Origin of the sequence: Malonomonas rubra, from assembly GCF_003247215.1 — a bacterium.
Lineage (GTDB): Bacteria > Desulfobacterota > Desulfuromonadia > Desulfuromonadales > Geopsychrobacteraceae > Malonomonas > Malonomonas rubra_A.
Window position 1 is genome coordinate 1 of the sequence record NZ_QKAP01000072.1, and the last position, 19,704, is coordinate 19,704.

Sequence of the window (19,704 nt, forward strand, 5' to 3'; positions counted from 1 at the left end):
TTGAGAAAGTGCCTCCTCACAATACAAGCGTCGAATGCTCCGATTGTGGCACGAAGGTTTCCAAGACCCTCGCAACAAGGACACATCGTTGTCCGAGTTGTGGCCTGGTCATAGATCGTGACCACAACGCGGCACTCAATATTCGTTCTAGGGCAGGAACTGCCCGAAGTCACGCCCGTGGAGAATCCTCTGACGGCGGAACGGCTCGCAAGAGCCGGTCTACGAGTCATGGTTCGTTGAAACAGGAAGCTCCGTCGCTTGCGGCGGGGGAGTTCACTATCTCCGTTTTTGGATCGCCAGTTTTACTGATGGTCCCAAGGTACGGTGTTTGAATATTGGCTTAATCGTTGGCCAGTTTCTCAGGGTTTAGATTCGTCTTATTGGCACTTTATTTCCACAAACGGCGCGCCAGTTGCTGCATATCGACTGCTTGCTCTTATTGGTCGACAATTTCCAAACCGAGCAGGGCAATAAATATGTAGGTAACCGTCAGCATGATTCCCCACATACGGGTAAAATATTTTTGATTCTAGCATGCAAATTAGAATAGGGGGGATTGTCTGGAGGTTGGCCGCGATTTTATGATGAAATATAAAGTAAGGGGCTTGAAATGTCGAACGCTGAAAGGATTATTTTCTGGCTTGCTATCCTTTTTCTGCTACTTTCCGGTTGTCAGAAGACGACAAAGATTTATATAGGTGCAAAGGCTGACGCCGGAAGTGTCCTTTCTGGTGAGGTTCTTTCTGTTCGGGATGCCGTATGGCAGGATTTATATGTTCAACTCGAATACTCCTTTAAACGGCAGGGGGAGAAACTGTTGCTGGAGGGCACATGGGGCTTTGCCGACCATCCTCGGATGATGTTCGCCAAGGTCAAGGAATTCGAATTGAAGCTGTTTCTTCTTGATCAGGAAAACCGGGTTCTCGATTATGTTACCTTTTCGCGAAGTATTGGTGGCTATTTTCATGATCGGTTAGCGTTTAAAAAAGAGCTGGTATTGCCTAAGGGGGCTGCGGCTTCCAGCATCGGTTACGAGGGGACGCTGATTGGTGAGAAAGGAGAACTCAAGTCGGTTTGGAAATTACCGAGACGATCGCGTTGATAGGAAGTAAAAGAGCAGCCCGCGGGCTGCTCTTTTTTTTTTTTGAGTTCAGTCAGAAACCGTTACTTGCCCCACTTCGCGCGGATGCGGGAAACGGCTGTTTCAACGTTCGCACGGTCGCCAAATGCGGAGAGGCGAAAGTAGCCTTCACCGCTCGGACCAAAGCCGCTGCCAGGGGTGCCTACTACATGGCACTCACTGAGCAACTTGTCGAAGAAGTCCCAACTGCTCATTCCTTCCGGGGTTTTCAGCCAGATGTAGGGTGCGTTGACACCGCCGTAGCAGGTGATGCCCGCCTCGCTTAATCCTTCACGGATAATGCGGGCGTTCTCCATGTAGTAATCAATCACTTCCTTAATCTGAACCCAGCCATCGTCTGAGTAGACCGCAGCGGCGGCTTTTTGCACCGGGTAGGAGGCCCCGTTGAACTTGGTCGAAGTGCGGCGGCTCCAGAGCTTATTAAAGCTGTATTTCTCGCCTTTGGCGGTGGTGCCCATCAGTCCCTCTGGGACGACGATAAAGCCGCAGCGTACCCCAGTGAAGCCAGCGGTCTTTGAGAAGGAACGAATCTCAATAGCGCACTCTTTGGCTCCTTCAACCTCGTAGATCGAGTGTGGGATGTCGGACTCGGTGATGAACGCTTCGTAGGCGGCGTCGAAGAAAATGATCGCATCGTTGGCCCGAGCGTAATCGACCCACTTTTTCAACTCATCTTTGCTGGCCGCGGTTCCGGTAGGGTTGTTGGGCGAGCAGAGGTAGATGATGTCGACCTTCTCATGCGGCAGTTCCGGGGTGAAGTTGTTCTCCTCGGTGCACGGCATGTAAACGATCCCCTCATAATAACCTTTTTTATCCACTTCGCCAGTACGTCCGACCATGACGTTGGTGTCGTTGTAAACCGGATAGACCGGGTCGCCGATGGCAACCTTGTTGCCGAGGTCGAAGATGTCAAGAAGGTTGGCACTATCACACTTGGAGCCGTCGGAGATAAAAATCTCGCTGGTCTTCAGCTCTACACCAAGCGGCTTGTAGGCTTTCTCGGCAACCACTTCCGCCAGCCAGGAATAGCCTTGCTCAGGGCCATAGCCGTGAAAGGTTTCTCCTTTGGCGAGGTCATCGACCCCCTCGTGGAAAGCTTTGAGGACCGCCGGGACCAGTGGACGGGTAACGTCGCCGATGCCGAGACGAATGACCTTGGCCTCCGAGTTGGCGTCGGTAAAAGCCTTGACGCGGCGGCCTATTTCGGGGAATAGGTAGCCGGCTTGAAGTTTCAAGTAGTTGTCGTTAATACGTGCCATTTTTTATTTTCTCCTGATGGTGATGTTCATTTATACAAAGGGCGGCCTGTTCAAGGTCGCCCTGGAGAGCTCTTGGGTGTTGTCGAGTTAATTGTTTGCTTTGTTCTGGATCCACTCGCCGGTTTTTTCCACATCTTTTCCTAGGCCTTGTAAGGTTTCTACGCCGAAAATAAACTGGGGGGGGCTATCAAAACCAATGCAAGAATACGTTTCATTTATTTAGTTCTCCTTAAAAATGTTACCTGGCGCGGGTTATTTCAATTCCAGAACATCCTGCATATCATAAATGCCGGGGCCTTTACCGCTCAGCCACTGGCAGGCACGTGCCGCGCCGCGGGCGAACATGTCACGGCTCATGGCACGGTGGCTGATCTCAATTCGCTCGCCCATGCCGATGAAGTAAACGGTGTGCTCGCCTACGATATCGCCACCGCGCACTGTCTGCATGCCGATTTCTTCCTTGGTCCGCTCACCGCACATTCCTTCACGGTGGTAGTTGGCAACCTGGTTGTAGTCGCGCCCCAAAGCGTCGGCAACTACTTCGCCCATCCGTACTGCGGTGCCGGACGGGGAGTCTTTCTTTTTATTGTGGTGCAATTCGACGACTTCGACATCGAAACCATCGCCGAGGATTCTGGCTGCTTCCTTGAGCAGCTTGAAGCAGGCGTTGACGCCGACGCTCATGTTCGGTGCCAGCACCACTGGGATTTTCGCGGCAAACTTCTCCGCTTCGGCGCGCTGCTCCGGGGTGAAGCCAGTCGAACCGCTGACCACCATTTTCCCCAATTCGGCACAAACGGCAAGATTCTGCAGAGTGACATCGGGAAAAGTGAAGTCGATTAGCACGTCGGCCTTGGCCATAGTGGCGGCCAGATCGGCGCTGATTTTTACTCCCAGCTCGCCGGCACCGGCGACAAGGCCAGCATCCAAGCCGATCTGTGGGTGATCGGGGCGCTCAATGGCACCGGTCACCTCTAGGCCTTCTGCTTCCAAAACAGCTTGAATCAGGCGGCCTCCCATGCGACCGGCAGCTCCGATAATTGCAACATTCATGGCTTGATCCTACTTATTGAATCAGCGCGTGCTTGCGCAGCACTGTTTGCAACTTCTCCAGTGTTGTCGACTGCATGCTGACCAGCGGCAGGCGAACGTCGGCCCGGCACTTGCCCATCAGTGCAGCAGAGGTTTTAACCGGTACCGGGTTGCTTTCAATAAACATTGCCTGATGGACATCGAGCAGGTTCAGGTGCAGTTTGCGGGCTTCTTCCCACTGACCGGCCTGGATCGCGGAGACCATTGATTTGACCTGCTTCGGCATGATGTTCGCGGTGACCGAGATCACCCCTTTTGCGCCACAGGCCATCAGCGGCAGGGTCAGGAAGTCGTCGCCGGAAAGAACGTCTATCTTGTCGCCAGCAGCAGCTATGATTTCGCTTGCCTGAGTCAGGTCGCCAGAGGCTTCCTTGATCGCGACGATGTTGTCGAACTCGGCCAGACGGATCGTGATTGCCGCAGTCATGTTCATGCCGGTGCGACCGGGAACATTGTATAGTACCTGCGGAAGTGCAACGCCTTCGGCGATCGCTTTATAGTGCTGGAACAATCCCTCTTGGGACGGTTTGTTGTAGTAGGGGGAGACCAGCAGCAGTCCGTCAGCGCCCAGCTCTTTGGCGTGCTGTGAGATTTCGACCGCCTCGGCAGTGGAGTTGGAGCCGGTGCCGGCAATAACCGGAATCCGTTTATTGACCTGTTCGATACAGGTCTTGATGACTTGGTTGTGTTCTTCATAGTTTAAGGTTGCCGATTCTCCAGTGGTCCCACAGGGGACGATGACGTCGGTACCGTTCTCAATCTGGAATTCGATCAGCTGGCGGTAGCTTTCTTCATCAAAATTTCCTTCGGCATCGAAGGGGGTAATGATGGCAACCATAGATCCGTAAAACATAGACTCTCCTCTGTTTGTGGCCGGGCTGCAATGATCGACCACATCTCCTTTGTTATCTCTCTGTCAATGAAATTAATACGCTAAATAAAATAGCAGCTCAGAGGCTGCGGAATAAACGCTATAGCTATCACAACGCCGTGGGAAAGTAAACACCCACGGCGTTGTGCAAACCTCGATTTCTGACTGTTTCTCAAGGGCTTAAAGGATTCTCAGATTCCTGCTTTTGGGATGACGTTCAATGCGGGTGAAGCAAGTCCTTCGAGTTGTAGATTGCCCCGTTTGACCAGCGCCCGAACCCGGTAGTGGTAGCGGGTGCCGTTTTCCAGGCTGAAATCCTCGAATTTCTCCTGCTGGAGCGGTTTGCTGTTGAGCGGGAAGGGGGAAGTCTTTGAGTCGAGGTGACGATAAACAAAGTACCCAAGCAGGCTGTCCCCTTCCGCTAGTTGTGGAGCCTGCCACTGGAGCGATACGGAACGATCGTGCGCAGTGGCGACAACCTGTTGGGGGGGCTGCAGTGGCTCAAGATAGGGCTGGCGCAGAATGATCGGGCGGCTCTGTTCCCCGTCCTGATTGCGGGTGATAAATTTATATTGATAGCCGGTACCGGGCTGCAGTGGGCGGTCATGCAACAAGTAGCGCTTGTCGACCTGCTGCGCTGGTTTGGGTAGCTGTGGGTTGATGCTGACCAGCAACGATGAGCGGTCGAGACATTCCGGACAGTCGTCCTGCGGGTCGTATGTCATGCGGTAGATATCGACAATTGGAGGCTGCTCAAGGGGGCTGCCGTCCTGATTTTTGCTTGGTAACTGCCAGCTGAGCAACAGGGCATCGCCCTGTTGGCGCATTTCCGGTGCCTGAACGGTGGCAGGCAAAGGAACGACCGGCAACCGCACCGGACCCTTGTTGCCGCAGGCGGTAATGAAGGTAATGCAGGACAACAGAACAATATGACGGAAAATACGAATGAGGTTACCCATGGTTATTGTTTCAGCCGTGCCAATTCTCGCTCGACAGCCTCGCGGGCCGTGCCGCCGGTTGCTTTGCGGGCGTTGACCGAAGCCTCGAGGGTGACGAAGTCGTAGATATCGTCCTCTATCAGGTCGGAGAACTCGCGGAATTCATCGAGAGTCAAGTCGGGGATATCCTTGCCGGTTTCGACGCAGTAGCGCACCGTTTTGCCGACCACCTCGTGGGCTTGGCGGAACGGCAGCCCCTTGCGCACGCAGTAATCGGCAACATCGGTGGCGGTGGAGAAGCCGCGTGCCGCGGCGATGCGCATGTTGTCGGCTTTGACCTTCATCTCGGCGATCATGTCGGCAAAGATTTTCAGCGAGCCTTTGACGGTGTCGATGGTGTCGAACAGTGGCTCCTTGTCTTCCTGCATGTCCTTATTGTAGGCGAGCGGCAGCGACTTCATCAGCGTCAGCAGGGAAATCAGATTGCCGTAGACCCGGCCGGTCTTGCCGCGCACCAGTTCAGGAACGTCGGGGTTTTTCTTCTGTGGCATGATCGAGCTGCCGGTACAGAAAGCGTCGCTCAGTTCGATGAAGCTGAAGTCGGCGCTCGACCAGAGAATCAACTCCTCTGAGAGGCGCGACAGGTGCATCATCAGGATTCCTGCGAAGGCACAGAACTCGATGGCGAAGTCGCGGTCGGAGACCGAATCGAGGCTGTTGCGGGTTACCCCTTCGAAGCCGAGCTGCCCGGCGACCCACTCGCGATCGATCGGGAAGGTGGTACCGGCCAGCGCCCCAGCACCAAGCGGCATCACGTTGAAACGGGTGCGCAGATCTTGCAGACGACTACTGTCGCGGGCGATCATTTCGCGGTAGGCGAGCATGTGGTGGCTGTAAAGCACTGGCTGGGCGGTCTGCAGGTGGGTGTAGCCCGGCATGATGACGTCGAGGTTTTCTTCTGCCTGCTTGACCAGTGACGCTTCCAGTTTGCTCAGGTAGCCGAGGATTGTGTCGATCTCGTCACGCAGGTAGAGGCGGATATCGACCGCTACCTGGTCGTTGCGGCTGCGTCCGGTGTGCAGCTTGCCGCCGACCGCGCCGATCCGCTCGATCAGCCGTGCCTCGACGTTCATGTGGATATCTTCCAGGGCGACCGAAAACTTAATCTTACCGGCCTCGATGTCGGTCAGAATCTCGTCGAGTCCGGCTATGATCTGCTGTGCCTCGGAGGCGGCAATGATCTGCTGACGGCCGAGCATTTCGGCGTGGGCTTTGGAACCCTGAATATCGTAGCGGTAGAGGCGTTGGTCGAACTCGATCGACGCAGTGAATTCTTCGACAAATTTATCGGTCGGTTGGGTGAAACGGCCACCCCAGAGTTTGTCCTGACTCATGGTATCTGCTCCCTATAACCGGATCTTCCGGATGCAATGAATCCGGCATTATGCCACTGTCGAGGCTCTATTTAAAGGCTTTTTCCCGACCTGTCCGGGGAGCAGCTGTCTGTGCCGGTCAGTTCGTCGCCGATCATCCGTACCCAGTTCCCTTCCATGTCCGGGCGGTAGATGCTGTGAATTTTTACCGGCATGCGGCTGGTGCGTGGGTCGAGCTCGTGGAATAGCGGTAGATTGAAGTAGTAGAGGCGGGCTTGTGTTCCGAAACGGAGCCGGCAGACCGGCAGACCGGAAAAATTGTCGATGGCGAACTCGGGGCAGCTGCGGCGTTCGATGTGGTGACTTTCATGCAGAATAATCGCTGAACGGCCGAACTTGGTGCGTGGGGCGAGCCCTTCGCAGCTGGTGCCGCTGGCGACGTTGCAGAAGATGGTGCTGGCGTCGCGTACCCCGGGGGTATAGCCGAGGTATTCGCCGTAAAATCCGTTGAGCACGTCGCGGAACGCCTTGTGCTCCGGTTTCGGGTTGCATTCTATGATCGCCAGCAGGTCGAGCCGTTGCCGGGTCTCGAAAAACAGCTGGTTGGCCTTGTCGATGATGGCGTTGATGTTCGACTGGTAGAGGTCACGGTAGATGTAATCGAGGCAGATCAGCGACATGAAGTTGAAGCAGGTCGGGTGGCAGCGAAACAACCAGAAGATCTTGCCGCGGTAGAGGTCGTGGAGGCGGTCGAGGTTCTCTTCACCGACAAAAGGATGGCTCTTTGCCTCAAAGAAGACCCGCAGCCGCCCGCTGTCCTCCTTGACGGCGATAACGCACCAATTGACCGGTACATCGTCGACATCGCCGGCGTCCAGATCTTCGTCCACCGTTTTGAGTAGATCGGCGTTGTCGTCAGCGTATTTTTGCAACTGCCGACGGAATTCGGTGAGACTGATGTGTTCGACGCCGAAGATGGTCACAGTGTTTGACCGGAAGCGTTGCTCGATCATCGTCAGCGCTTCATCGACCGCTGTCAGCGGCATGATCGATTCGGGTAGGAACAGGAAGTGCAATTTTTTCAGGTTGCTGTCGCCCCTGGCCACCAGCTCGAATATCGCGCGGACCTGCGCCCATTGTTTTGCGGGATCGGCGACACAGTAGGTACCGTTACGGCGCAGGAGGTTGCTGGGGATTTGACAAACCAGGCAGTGCTGGTGATGACCGGGAGGAAAGGCGACGTTGATCTCTTTCTGGACGATCTGCAGCATGGTGTCAGCCCTCCGGCAGATTCAGCTGGTCGGGCAGCTCGTTGGCCGCATCCTCCGCCTTGGGTGTGGCTCCCCAGGGCAGTTGCGGAAATACCTGGGCGAGAATGTGGCGACAGCCGGGCGGGAGCGGCATCTCCGGCAGCTGTTCGGCGGCAAACCAGGCCGCTTCGGTGCATTCGTCACCATTGGGGTGCAGCTCGAAGCTGGTTGGCGCACAGCGGTAATAGAGGATCACGTAATGATCCTGCCGTTCGCCGATGGCGAGATGCTCGTAAACGTCGATCAGGCCGGTGACGTGGACTTCCAGGCCGACCTCTTCGCGCACCTCGCGGTGCAGGGCGGCAAGGATAGCTTCGCCGTGATCTATTTTGCCGCCCGGCATCACCCACTGGCTGCAGAACGGTTCAATGCAGCGCCGGGTCAGCAGTACCCGTTGCCGGTCGTCGATGATGCAGGCGACCACAGAGGTCTTAATCGCCTGTTTGGCAAAATCCATATTTTTCGCCAAGTAAAAAGGGGCACGCCGTAGTGTGCCCCGAGTTGGTTATTTCCGTTTCTTTTCCATCATGCTGCGGATCCGCAGGCGCAGGGCGTTGAGCTTGATGAACCCTTCCGCGTCGGCCTGATTGTAGACCTCGTCCGCTTCGAAGGTGGCGAAGTCAACGTTGAACAGCGAATGGGTGTCCGACTTGCGGCCGACCACGCGGCAGTGTCCTTTGTAGAGCTTGACCCGGGCAACGCCGTTGACAGTTTTCTGGGTGTCGTCGATCAGGGTCTGCAGCGCTTCACGCTCCGGCGAGAACCAGTAACCGTTGTAAACCATCGCTGCGTAACGGGGCACCAGCGAGTCGCGCAGGTTCATCACCTCGCGGTCCATGGTGATCTGCTCGACTCCACGGTGGGCTTCTTCGAGGATGGTGCCGCCCGGGGTCTCGTAAACGCCGCGGCTCTTCATGCCGACGTAGCGGTTCTCCAGCAGGTCGAGACGGCCGATGCCGTGCTCGTAACCGTACTGGTTGAGCTTGTAGAGTAGATCGGCAGGGGAGAGGCGCTCGCCGTTGATGGCGACCGCGTCACCTTTTTCGAATTCGATCTCCAGGTATTCGGGAGTGTCTGGGGCGTCTTCGGGACGCTTGGTCAGCACATACATCTCTTCCGGTGCTTCCGCCCAAGGATCCTCCAGCACGTCCCCTTCGAAGGAGATGTGCAGTAGGTTGCGGTCGGAACTCCAGGGGAACTTCTTGCTGGTCGGGACCGGAATTCCGTGCTTTTTGGCATAGGCTTCCAGTGCACTACGGCTGTTCAGGTCCCACTCTCGCCAGGGGGCGATCACCTTGACGCTCGGATCGAAGTGGTAGTAGCCGAGCTCGAAGCGGACCTGATCGTTCCCCTTGCCGGTGGCACCGTGGGAGACAGCATCGGCTCCTTCTTTGGCGGCGATCTCCATCTGCGCCTTGGCGATCAGTGGCCGGGCGATCGAGGTGCCGAGGAAGTAGCGACCTTCGTAGATAGCGTTGGCGCGGAACATCGGGTAGACGAAGTCACGCACGAATTCTTCGCGCAGGTCGAGGATGTGACAGGCGCTAGCGCCGGTGTCGGCCGCTTTCTTCGGAATGCCGTCGAGTTCCTCCCCCTGGCCCAGGTCGGCCGAAAAGGCGACGACTTCGCAACCGTATTCTTCGATCAACCACTTGAGAATGATCGAAGTGTCCAATCCGCCGGAATAGGCGAGAACTGCTTTTTTAACTTCACCTTGTCTCATATTTTTTCTCCTTGAGAACAGGCTCTTTCAGGTGAGCCCGGTTTTATAGCTTAATGACGTAGGTATCAGACATCCGGTCGTGCAGCCCCTGTTTCTGTTCGTCGAAGGCGACCATCAGGTAGCCGATACCAAGAATAATACCGGAAATAAATTTCGCTACCACTTCACGGAAAGTGGCCTTGCCGTAACCGATCTCGGAACCGTCGGTGCGGATCACTTTGATGCGCACCGCCATCTTCCCCGGCGTCTGCCCGCAATGGCCGGTAAAAATGATGTAATAGGCAAAACCGATGATATAACTGAACAGCATTACCAGACCGCTGACTTCTTCGGTACCGCCGCTCCCTACCGCAAAACCGGCCATCGCCAGCAGGAGGCCGAGTACGAACTGCAGCACGAATACGATCAGCCCATCGAGCATGGTTGCCACCACCCGGATCCAGAAGCCCGCTTTCGGTAGCGCATCGATTTCTTTCTGCCGGTGCAGCATCGATTCCGGTTGTGGAAACACTGGCTTGGTAACCCTTTCCTGTGACTTTGCACCAACGATTACCTCAGTAGCCGGCAGGTCAAAGCTTTCGCCGCACTTCGGGCAGGTTGCCCGAGTCGTATTCGGCGGTAAGATGGCTGGATTTACTTGTTTGCTGTAGTTGCAGTTTGGGCAGGTGATGCGCATCAGTTTACCGTGCCATCAGGGTGGCCATGATCGCTTTTTGCACGTGGAGGCGATTTTCTGCTTCATCGAAGATGATCGAATGCGGTCCTTCGATCACCTCGTCGGAGATTTCTTCATCGCGATGTGCCGGCAGGCAGTGCATCACCACACATTCCGGGTCGGCTAGCTTGACCAGTTCATTGTTGATCTGGAAACCGACAAAGGTTTTCTCCCGCTCAGCCTGTTCCGCTTCCTGGCCCATGCTCGCCCAGACGTCGGTATTGAGTACGTCGGAGCCGGCAGCTGCTTCCTTTGGGTCATTGGTGAAGATTAGCTTGGCACCGGCCTTTTCCGCGCGGGCGATGACATCGGGGTGCGCTTCGTACCCCTTCGGGGTGGCGACGCGCAGTTCGAAGCCAAAGATCGCTGCGGCGTTGATCCAGCTGTTGGCCATGTTGTTACCGTCGCCGATCCAACAATATTTCAGTTCCTTGTAGTTCTCTTTGTGCTCGCTGACGGTCATCAGGTCGGCCATCACCTGGCAGGGGTGATACATGTCGGTCAGACCGTTGATAACCGGAACGAAGCAATTTTCCGCAAACTCTTCGACAGCCTGCTGCGAGTAGGTGCGGATCATGATGCCGTCGCAGTAGCGAGCCATAACTCTGGCGGTGTCCTTGATCGGTTCGCCGCGGCCCATCTGGGTATTGCCGGATGCGAGGAACAAAGCATGGCCGCCAAGTTGGAACATGCCGACTTCGAAGGAAACCCGGGTGCGGGTCGAGCTTTTTTCGAACAGCATGCCGAGGGTCTGCCCTTCAAGCAGCTTATGCGGTGTTCCTTCTTTCTGCTTTGCTTTCAGCTCTTTGCCCAAGGCGATGATCTTTTCCAGGTCCTCAAGCGACCAGTCGGAAAGGCAAAGGAAGTCTTTAGTCATTTTGTTTCTCCTGATAATCGGTAAAAATCCCCCCGAGGATTTCCAACATCTGATCTATTTCCTCCTGGTTGACGGTCAACGGCGGTACGAAACGCAAGACCTTGCCAGCGGTACAGTTGATCAGCAGCCCCCGTTCTAGGGCCGTGATGACGAATCCTCCCCCTTCGATGTTCAACTCCATGCCGAGCATCAGTCCGCGACCACGCACATCGACGATAAAGTCGTATTTTTCCTGCCACTCTTTCAGCTTACCGTACAGGTAGTTGCCCATGGCGATGCAGTTTTCCAGCACGCCATCCTCAAGGTAAACTTTCATCGTGGCAAGTGCCGCGGCTGCCATCAGTGGGTTGCCGCCGAAGGTCGAACCGTGGGTGCCTGGGCCGAGCGCGACCGCATGCTGCTCCCGGCTGATCATCGCGCCGATTGGTGGGCCGCCGGCCAGCGCTTTAGCCAGCGTCATGATGTCCGGTTCGACTCCCTCCTGCTGGTAGGCGAACAACGAGCCGGTCCGGCCGCAGCCGACCTGAACTTCATCGAAAATCAACAGAAGCTGGTTTAAGTCGCACAGCTCGCGGACCTCCTGCAGGTAGCCGGCCGGCGGGAGGTTGACCCCGCCTTCGCCCTGTACTGGTTCGAGCATGATTGCGCAGGTATTCGGTCCGACTGCTGCACGCAGTTCTTCGATGTCGCCGAAAGGGACATGGGTGAAGCCTGGCAGCATCGGTGCAAAGCCTTCCTTGACCTTGTCCTGTCCCGTGGCGCTGATGCCTGCAAGTGTGCGCCCGTGGAAGGAGGCTTTCGCGGTGATTACTTCGTTGCGTTCCGGGTTGTGATTTTCGGCGCTGTACTTGCGGGCCAGCTTAATAGCAGCTTCGTTCGCTTCGGCGCCGGAGTTGCAGAAGAAGACCCGATCGCCGAAGGAGTGCTCGCAGAGCAGTTCCGCCAGTTCGATCTGCTGCGGTATATGGTAGAAGTTGGAACAGTGCAACAGCTTGCCGGCCTGTTCCTGAATGGCGCGCACCACTTTCGGGTGGCAGTGTCCCAGGTTGTTGACCGCTACTCCGGCGAGAAAATCGAGGTACTGCTTGCCATCGATGTCGAGCAGCCAAGAGCCTTTGCCGCAGTCGGCAACCAGCGGGTAGCGGCCGTAAGTTTTTGCAACGTGACTAATGCCCCGATCTATCCAAGCTTGTGATTTGCTCATTTTTCGTACCTCGCTACTGCGGTACCGATTCCCTTGTCGGTAAAGATTTCCAGCAGGCAGGCGTGCTCCATCCGACCATCAATAATATGGGTTTTGGTAACCCCTTCCTCTACTGCATCGACGCAGCAGTTGATTTTTGGGATCATGCCGCCGGAGATGGTGCCGTCGTTGATCAGGTCGGGAACCCGCTGGATGTCGATGGTTGAAATCAGTTTGCCCTGCTTATCTTTGACCCCTTCGATGTCGGTCAGCAGGATCAACTTCTCGGCCTTCAATGCCCCGGCTATTTTGCCGGCGACCAGGTCGGCGTTGATGTTGTAAGTTTCCCCTTCCAAACCGACGCCGATCGGGGCGATCACCGGGATAAAGTTTCTCTCTTCCAATGCGCTGATCACCATCGGATCGACAGTTTCCACCTCACCAACCATGCCGATATCGATGATCTCCGGAGTCAGGGTGTCCGGGTTGATCGTTTTCATCTCCAGCTTGCGGGCGTGGATCAGGCCACCGTCTTTGCCGGTGATGCCGACCGCTCTGCCACCGTACTGGTTGATATTTTTGACGATCTCTTTGTTGACCTTGCCACCGAGGACCATTTCGACTACGTCCATGGTAGCACTGTCGGTAACCCGCATCCCCTGCACGAAGTTGCTCTCGATCTTCATCGCTTCGAGAACCTTGCCGATCTGCGGCCCTCCGCCATGGACGACCACGGGATTCAGGCCGATATATTTCATTAGGATGATGTCACGAGCGAAACCCTCTTTGAGTTTGTCCTTGACCATTGCGTTGCCGCCATATTTGATGACGATGGTTTTGCCGTAGAAGTTCTTGATCCACGGCAGGGCTTCCATCAGCACGTTCGCTTTATTGATTAGCTCTTGCATTGTTCTTTCCCTCGAAGTCGTTACACACTTCTGCTTTAAAGAATGTATCTGGACAAGTCTTCATCCTTGCTGATATCGGACAATCGCTGTCGTACTTCATGGGCGTCGATGATCACTTGGCGCTCAGTCAGTTCCGGGGCTTCGAAGGAGAGCTCTTCAAGCAGCTTTTCCATGATGGTGTGTAGGCGCCGGGCGCCAATGTTTTCGGTGCGCTCGTTGACCGTTTTGGCCATCAGGGCGATTTCGCGGATTGCTTCTTCCTTGAACTCAAGCTCGATCTTTTCCGTCCCCAACAGCGCTCTGTACTGGCGGGTCAGGGCGTTTTTCGGCTCGGTCAGAATACGGTAGAATTCTTCTTCGCCGAGGCTGTCAAGCTCAACCCGGATCGGGAAGCGGCCCTGCAACTCCGGGATCAGGTCGGAGGGTTTGCTGACATGAAATGCTCCGGCGGCGATAAACAGAATATGATCGGTCCTCACAGGGCCATGCTTGGTGTTTATGGTGCTGCCCTCGACAATCGGCAGGATATCTCGCTGCACCCCTTCGCGGGAGACCTCCGGACCGTGCATCCCTTCGCGGCTGGCGATTTTGTCGATCTCGTCGATGAAGATGATGCCGCTCTGCTCCGTCCGTTCACGGGCCAGGGTAATAACGTTTTCCATGTCGACCAGCTTTTCCGCTTCCTGCTCAATCAGCTTTTCACGCGCTTCGCTGACCTTGATCCGCTTGCGCTTGGTCTTCTTGGGGAAGAGGTTGCCGAACATCTCCTTGAAATTCATGCCGAGGTCCTCTCCGCCATGCGGGGTGAGGATATTCATCTGCGGCATGTTGCTGGTCTCGGTTTCCAATTCGACGAAGCGCTCATCCAGTTCGCCCATCCGCAGCAGCTTGCGCAACTTGTCGCGGGTTTGCTGTTGCTGCTCTTGCTTGTCGGGGGAGCGGTCGGCGTCGCCCGGCAGCAGCAGGTCGAGCAGTTTCTCCTCGGCGTTCGCTTCTGCCTTGACGTGCTGCTTTTTCGCTTCCTCCTCTTTGACCATAATGATCGCCAGTTCGAGCAGGTCGCGGACCATGCTTTCGACATCGCGACCGACATAGCCGACCTCGGTGAATTTGCTCGCTTCAACCTTGATAAAAGGAGCTTGGGCCAGCTTGGCCAGTCGGCGGGCGATCTCGGTCTTGCCAACCCCGGTCGGCCCGATCATGATGATATTCTTCGGCACGATTTCGTCCCGCAGGTCATTATTTTCCACCTGCTGACGCCGCCAGCGGTTGCGCAGGGCGACGGCGACGGCGCGTTTGGCCTCGTTCTGGCCAATGATATAGCGATCCAGCTCGGATACGATTTCTCTCGGGGTAAAGTTTGTCACTTGATGACCTCAACAGCGATCTGATCGTTGGTATAAATGCAGATTTCAGCCGCAATTTTCAATGCTTCTTCTGCGATTTTTTCAGCCGGGTGCTCAGAATGGCGCAGCATCGCCCGCGCCGCTGCCTGAGCAAAACTGCCGCCGGAGCCGATCGCGGCGACACCGTCATCTGGCTCGATGACATCACCGGAACCGGAGATGACCAGTGAGGTGTCTTTGTCGGCGACAATCAACAATGCTTCGAGGCGACGCAGGATACGGTCAGTGCGCCAATCCTTGGCCAAGGCAACGGCTGCGCGTGGCAGGTTGCCGCGAAACTCCTGCAGCTTGGCTTCGAATTTTTCGAACAGGGTAAAGGCGTCGGCGGTGCTGCCGGCAAAACCAGCCAGAACCTGATCCTGGTAAATGCGACGGATCTTGCGGGCGCCATGCTTCATGACCGTGTTGCCGAGGCTGACCTGCCCATCTCCGGCCAGGGCCACTTGTTCTCCCCGACGAACACAACAGATCGTTGTTCCTTTGAACATCGGCATCCTCCGTTAAAAAATTAAAAATACCGGCTGAAGAAAAAGATGAAATATACCACAAAGATGTTGCGGAAAAAAAGCTTTAGCGTGTTGAAATGGCAGAGGAAAGGTACTTTTTCAAAAGCGGACTATTCCGCCAGTGGAAATTCAATGGTGGCAATGGTGCCGAGGCTCGGTTGACTGTCGATCTGCAGTTTGCCACCCAGCTTACGGACGAAATCGCGAGCGTAAAAGAGGCCGAGGCCGAAGCCGCGGATCTGACCGGTGTTTTCTTTGTCGACCTGATAGAATTTGTTGAAGATTTTCGCCAATTCTTCCGGTGGAATGCCACAACCGGTATCTCTGATTTGAAGGCGGACCAGATTGTCACTCAGGCTGCCTTCCAATGAGACAGAGCCACCTTCGGGAGTAAACTTAATGGCGTTGTCGAGCAGGGCGCGGATCGCGAAGCTGATCCGTTCCCGGTCAAGTTCCATCGGCTTTGGTGGAAACGGCAGGTCAAGGTTGACCTGCAGGTCGATATTTTTGTTGCTGGCGACCAGTTCCAGGCTGGTGGCGACCTGACGGGCTATTTTGCCAAGTTCGATCGGTTGCAACTTCAGTTGATCTTCCTGAAGTATGACATTGCTGAAGTAAAGTAGATCCTGGATCAGATGTTCCAAGTGCATGGTTTCGGCCTGGATCATCGACAGGGTCTTTTTAAAGCTTTCTGCTTCCGGATCGTCAATCCCGGCAGCAATGTGCTGCACAAACAGCGAGATCGCTGTGGCCGGGGTTTTCAGCTTGTGTGAGACCAAGCCGAGGAAATCGGTCTTTAGTTTGTCAATCTGCTTGAGGCTGGCCAGTTCTTTGCGCATCAGCACTTTGTCGAGCACTTTGTCAACAGTGGTCCGCAATTGCAGCAGGTTGATCGGCTTGCTGATGAAATCATCCGCGCCTGCTTTGAGGGCCTGCAGGATGACCTCTTTATCCGTATAGCCGGTCATCAGAATTATGGCCAGATCGGGTTGTTGCTGTTTGACCGTGCGTAGCAGGTCAAGACCGCTCATGTTCGGCATCATCACATCGCTGAGGATGATGTCGACCTCATGGCGATAGAGCTGTTGCAGCGCCTGGCGACCATCGTTGGCTTGAATGACCTCGAAGTTGGTCAGAGCCCGGGCGCAGAGCTGACAGATGATCGGTTCATCGTCAACCACCAGCAGCGTTTTCTTCCTCTGCTCTTGTACCAGTTCTTGTCTGTTGACCAGATCCTGCTGCAACATATCGCTCTATTCCACAGTCCTGAAAGGCTAAATTGACGCTCCGTCAAATATAGCCGATTCCGGTGGGATGTCTAGCCTTCGGATCAGCCGAGCAGCTGTTGCAGCTGCTCGGGAGCCGCCTGCAGCAACGCTTCGACCTTGTCGATATCGGCGCCGCCGGCCTGAGCCAGCTCCGGCTTGCCGCCGCCACGGCCACCGACGATCGCAGCCAGAGGTTTAATCAGTTCCCCAGCCTTAACCTTGTTAGTCAGGTCCTTGGTGACGGCGACCAGCAACGCGACTTTGCCGCCTTCGGTCGATGCCAGTACCAGCACCCCGGAACCGAGTTTGTCGCGAAGCTGATCGGAGAATTCGCGTAGCCCCTTGCCGTCGATACTGTCGACCTTGGCTGCCAATAGCTTGACCCCATCCACTTCCTGAGCCTGATTGATCAGCTCGCCGCTCTTATCTGCGTTCGCCTTGGCTTGCAGTTGCTCGACCTCTCTCTCCAGCTCTTTCTGTTGTTCGAGCAGTTTTTGCAGCCGGATCTCCAACTGTTGCGGGTCGCTCTTGACCAAACCGGCAAGTCGCTGCAGGGTCTGCTGCTGCTGGTGGACTTGAGCAAGTGCTCCCTCGCCGGTGACCGCTTCAATGCGGCGCACGCCGGCGGCGATGCCACCTTCGGAGAGGATGCGGAACAGGCCGATATCGCCAGCCGCGCTGGTGTGGGTGCCGCCGCACAGTTCCATGCTGTAGTCGCCGACCGAAATGACACGCACTTCGTCGCCGTACTTCTCGCCGAACAGAGCCATGGCACCCGCTGCCTGGGCGGCGTCAGCGGACATTACCTCCGATTTAACTGCGGCGTTGAGGCGGATTTGTTTGTTGACCTCTTCCTCAATTTTGATGATCTCTACTGTGGTTACCGGCGAGAAGTGGGTAAAGTCGAAGCGCAGCCGGTCAGGGGTGACCAGCGATCCCGCTTGCTTGATGTGGTCGCCGAGAATCTTCTGCATTGCCGCCTGCAGCAGGTGAGTGGCGGTATGGTTGAGGACAATCTTCTGCCGGCGCTCGGCATCAATTTGAATTGTCGCTTGGGCGCCTTTAGCAATCGCGCCGGTTACGACTTCACAGACGTGGCTGAACAGATTTTCCAGCGGCTTCTTAGTGTCGATGACTCGCAGAGACGCGTCGGCGGTGGTGATGATGCCGGTGTCACCGACTTGACCGCCTGATTCACCGTAACAGGGAGTGGTTGAGATGATCACCTCGACGGTTTCACCGCAGACCGCCTCCTCGACCAGCTCCCCGTCCTTGATCAGAGCCAGAACGCTGCCGACGTCTTCGCTTTTTTCGTAGCCACTGAAGGTTGTCTTGATCCCCTCATCAGCCAGTTTTTTGTAGATCGCCAAGACCGCTTCCTCGCCCGAGCCTTTCCAGTGCTCGCGGGCTTTCTTGCGCTGTTCTTCCATGCAGACTTCGAAGCCTTTCTCGTCGAGTGAGTAGCCGTCCTTTTCGACGATGTCGGCGGTCAAGTCGACGGGGAAGCCGTAGGTATCGTAGAGTTTGAAGACGGTCTCGCCTGGGATGACTTTTTGTTCGTTTTTTTCGAGTGCGGCGACCTCGTCCTGTAGGATGCGCAGGCCGTTGCCGAGGGTGGTGATGAAGCGTTCTTCCTCGTTCTGCACCACTTTGGCGACAAAGTTCTTGCGGGCTGCTTCGGTGGGATAGGCTGCGGCCATGAATTCAAGGACAAAGGTGGCGGTCTTGAACAGCACTGGATCCTCGAAGCCGAGCATCTTGGCATGGCGCATCGCCCGGCGCATGATCCTCCGCAGCACGTAGCCACGTCCCTCGTTGGAGGGGAGCACGCCGTCAGCGATCAGGTAAGCAGTGGCGCGGCTGTGGTCGGCCATTACCCGCATCGAGACGTCATCCTCATCAACTGCGCCGTAGGTCTTGCCGGATAGCTTTTCGATGTAGGCGATGATGTCGCGCAGCAAGTCGGTGTCATAGTTCGATTGCACCTTCTGCATAACCGTCGCCAATCGCTCCAGGCCCATGCCTGTATCGACGGCAGGTTTCGGTAGCGAGATCAGTTCTCCGTCCGGCTGGCGATCAAATTGCATGAAGACGTTGTTCCACACCTCCATGAAGCGGTCACAGTCGCAGCCGACCTCGCAATTTTCGGAACCACAGCCGACCTCGGGGCCGTTGTCGTAAAAAATTTCCGAGCAGGGGCCGCAGGGGCCGGTGTCGCCCATCGACCAGAAGTTGTCCTCCTCGAAGCGATAGATCCGTTCGCGCGGCACACCTTCCTGGTCGTGCCAGATGTCGGCTGCTTCGTCATCGTCGGTATAAACCGAAACATAGAGGCGATCCTTGTCCAGTTCCATAACCTCGGTCAGGAATTCCCAGGCGTAAGCGATCGCTTCTTTTTTGAAATAATCACCGAAAGAGAAGTTGCCGAGCATTTCGAAGAAGGTGTGGTGGCGGGCAGTGCGGCCGACATTTTCCAGATCGTTGTGCTTGCCACCGGCGCGAACACATTTCTGCGAAGTCGTTGCCCGGACGTAATCGCGTTTTTCATCGCCGAGAAAGCAGTCCTTGAACTGGTTCATTCCGGCGTTGGTAAACAGCAGGGTCGGGTCGTTGTGCGGCACCAGTGAGGAGGAGGCGACAACGCGGTGGCCCCGCTCTTCGAAGAATTTAAGAAAACGGGCGCGGATTTCGTTTCCGGTCATCATCTTCGACTACACCTTTCTTCTTTTATCTTGAGCAATGATCGATGTTTTGGATTTTGCGAGATTGAATCAGCGATCATAATCGAAGTTGCCCAGATTGAAAAGGGGTATCTAGAGGCATTTGCTGCATTGATACGTACTTCGGAGGGAGTTTTAAGCTCCGTTTTGTTATGCATTGCGACGAATTCGACCACGTTGGTCACTGGTTTGAAGATTGATGCTGGATGTCGGATGAACCCCTCTGGTCTCTGGTAACTTCGGCTGAATTTCACAGTCGGAGCGAGTCAGGTGGAGAAACAGGCCCATGCCCGCAAGCAGGATGCTGGCACTGACCAGAATGCCGACCGGATAGTAAAGGTTGCCAGCCAGATCAAGTTGACTGTATTTGATGATCATTATCAATCCTTCGAGGACCAAAGCGATGCTGACGGT

19 protein-coding genes and 1 pseudogene are annotated in these 19,704 nt (G+C 55.6%); 2 read left to right on the top strand and 18 right to left on the bottom strand.

Features of this window, described 5'->3' with window-relative positions; all coding sequences use genetic code 11:
- Positions 1-332 (top strand): zinc ribbon domain-containing protein (locus Q7J88_RS15385; RefSeq protein WP_369681985.1); only part of this gene is annotated, 332 nt, incomplete at its 5' end.
- 278 nt (positions 333-610) lie between these two features.
- Positions 611-1,102, top strand: a complete 492-nt coding sequence (locus Q7J88_RS06830) for a hypothetical protein (protein ID WP_303721415.1) — start codon at positions 611-613, stop codon at positions 1,100-1,102.
- 62 nt (positions 1,103-1,164) lie between these two features.
- Here Q7J88_RS06830 and Q7J88_RS06835 read toward each other — a convergent pair whose 3' ends face one another.
- The 18 genes and pseudogenes from Q7J88_RS06835 to Q7J88_RS06915 form a co-directional block, all read right to left on the bottom strand.
- Positions 1,165-2,400 (bottom strand): LL-diaminopimelate aminotransferase, encoded by a 1,236-nt coding sequence (locus Q7J88_RS06835; RefSeq protein WP_303721416.1) that lies wholly within the window; start codon positions 2,398-2,400, stop codon positions 1,165-1,167.
- Between the two features lie 87 nt (positions 2,401-2,487).
- Complete coding sequence (locus tag Q7J88_RS15390; RefSeq protein WP_369681986.1) at positions 2,488-2,532, bottom strand: hypothetical protein; 45 nt, start codon at positions 2,530-2,532, stop codon at positions 2,488-2,490.
- Between the two features lie 120 nt (positions 2,533-2,652).
- Positions 2,653-3,453: a 4-hydroxy-tetrahydrodipicolinate reductase gene (dapB, locus tag Q7J88_RS06840; RefSeq protein WP_303721417.1), complete on the bottom strand. Its 801-nt coding sequence runs from the start codon at positions 3,451-3,453 to the stop codon at positions 2,653-2,655.
- Positions 3,454-3,466: 13 nt separating this feature from the next.
- Positions 3,467-4,345 carry a 4-hydroxy-tetrahydrodipicolinate synthase gene (dapA, locus tag Q7J88_RS06845; protein ID WP_303721418.1) on the bottom strand — a complete coding sequence of 293 codons (879 nt, stop codon included), beginning with the start codon at positions 4,343-4,345 and terminating at the stop codon, positions 3,467-3,469.
- A gap of 209 nt (positions 4,346-4,554) precedes the next feature.
- A complete protein-coding gene (locus Q7J88_RS06850) occupies positions 4,555-5,322 on the bottom strand; it encodes a fibronectin type III domain-containing protein (RefSeq protein WP_303721419.1) in 768 nt (255 codons plus the stop codon).
- A 2-nt stretch (positions 5,323-5,324) separates the two neighbouring features.
- Positions 5,325-6,695 (bottom strand): argininosuccinate lyase, encoded by a 1,371-nt coding sequence (argH, locus tag Q7J88_RS06855; protein ID WP_303721420.1) that lies wholly within the window; start codon positions 6,693-6,695, stop codon positions 5,325-5,327.
- A gap of 71 nt (positions 6,696-6,766) precedes the next feature.
- Positions 6,767-7,945 (bottom strand): hypothetical protein, encoded by a 1,179-nt coding sequence (locus Q7J88_RS06860; RefSeq protein ID WP_303721421.1) that lies wholly within the window; start codon positions 7,943-7,945, stop codon positions 6,767-6,769.
- Between the two features lie 4 nt (positions 7,946-7,949).
- Positions 7,950-8,441, bottom strand: coding sequence for an NUDIX domain-containing protein (locus tag Q7J88_RS06865; RefSeq protein ID WP_303721422.1), 492 nt, complete (start codon positions 8,439-8,441; stop codon positions 7,950-7,952).
- A gap of 48 nt (positions 8,442-8,489) precedes the next feature.
- Entirely contained in the window at positions 8,490-9,707 is a 1,218-nt protein-coding gene (locus Q7J88_RS06870) for an argininosuccinate synthase (protein ID WP_303721423.1), read from the bottom strand.
- A gap of 43 nt (positions 9,708-9,750) precedes the next feature.
- Positions 9,751-10,383 carry an RDD family protein gene (locus tag Q7J88_RS06875; RefSeq protein WP_303721424.1) on the bottom strand — a complete coding sequence of 211 codons (633 nt, stop codon included), beginning with the start codon at positions 10,381-10,383 and terminating at the stop codon, positions 9,751-9,753.
- A 4-nt stretch (positions 10,384-10,387) separates the two neighbouring features.
- A complete protein-coding gene (gene argF, locus Q7J88_RS06880) occupies positions 10,388-11,299 on the bottom strand; it encodes an ornithine carbamoyltransferase (RefSeq protein WP_303721425.1) in 912 nt (303 codons plus the stop codon).
- Positions 11,292-12,503: an aspartate aminotransferase family protein gene (locus Q7J88_RS06885; RefSeq protein ID WP_303721426.1), complete on the bottom strand. Its 1,212-nt coding sequence runs from the start codon at positions 12,501-12,503 to the stop codon at positions 11,292-11,294. Before Q7J88_RS06885 ends, argF begins: the two co-directional genes overlap by 8 nt.
- A complete protein-coding gene (gene argB / locus Q7J88_RS06890; protein ID WP_303721427.1) occupies positions 12,500-13,390 on the bottom strand; it encodes an acetylglutamate kinase in 891 nt (296 codons plus the stop codon). Before argB ends, Q7J88_RS06885 begins: the two co-directional genes overlap by 4 nt.
- 35 nt (positions 13,391-13,425) lie before the next feature.
- Positions 13,426-14,757, bottom strand: coding sequence for an ATP-dependent protease ATPase subunit HslU (gene hslU / locus Q7J88_RS06895; protein WP_303721428.1), 1,332 nt, complete (start codon positions 14,755-14,757; stop codon positions 13,426-13,428).
- Positions 14,754-15,284, bottom strand: a complete 531-nt coding sequence (gene hslV / locus Q7J88_RS06900) for an ATP-dependent protease subunit HslV (protein WP_303721429.1) — start codon at positions 15,282-15,284, stop codon at positions 14,754-14,756. The genes hslU and hslV overlap by 4 nt, the downstream gene beginning before the upstream one ends.
- Positions 15,285-15,412: 128 nt before the next feature.
- A complete protein-coding gene (locus tag Q7J88_RS06905; RefSeq protein ID WP_303721430.1) occupies positions 15,413-16,549 on the bottom strand; it encodes a cell wall metabolism sensor histidine kinase WalK in 1,137 nt (378 codons plus the stop codon).
- 83 nt (positions 16,550-16,632) lie between these two features.
- A complete protein-coding gene (gene alaS / locus Q7J88_RS06910; protein WP_369681987.1) occupies positions 16,633-19,272 on the bottom strand; it encodes an alanine--tRNA ligase in 2,640 nt (879 codons plus the stop codon).
- 168 nt (positions 19,273-19,440) lie between these two features.
- Positions 19,441-19,704: pseudogene (locus tag Q7J88_RS06915) on the bottom strand (hypothetical protein); the annotation flags it as partial.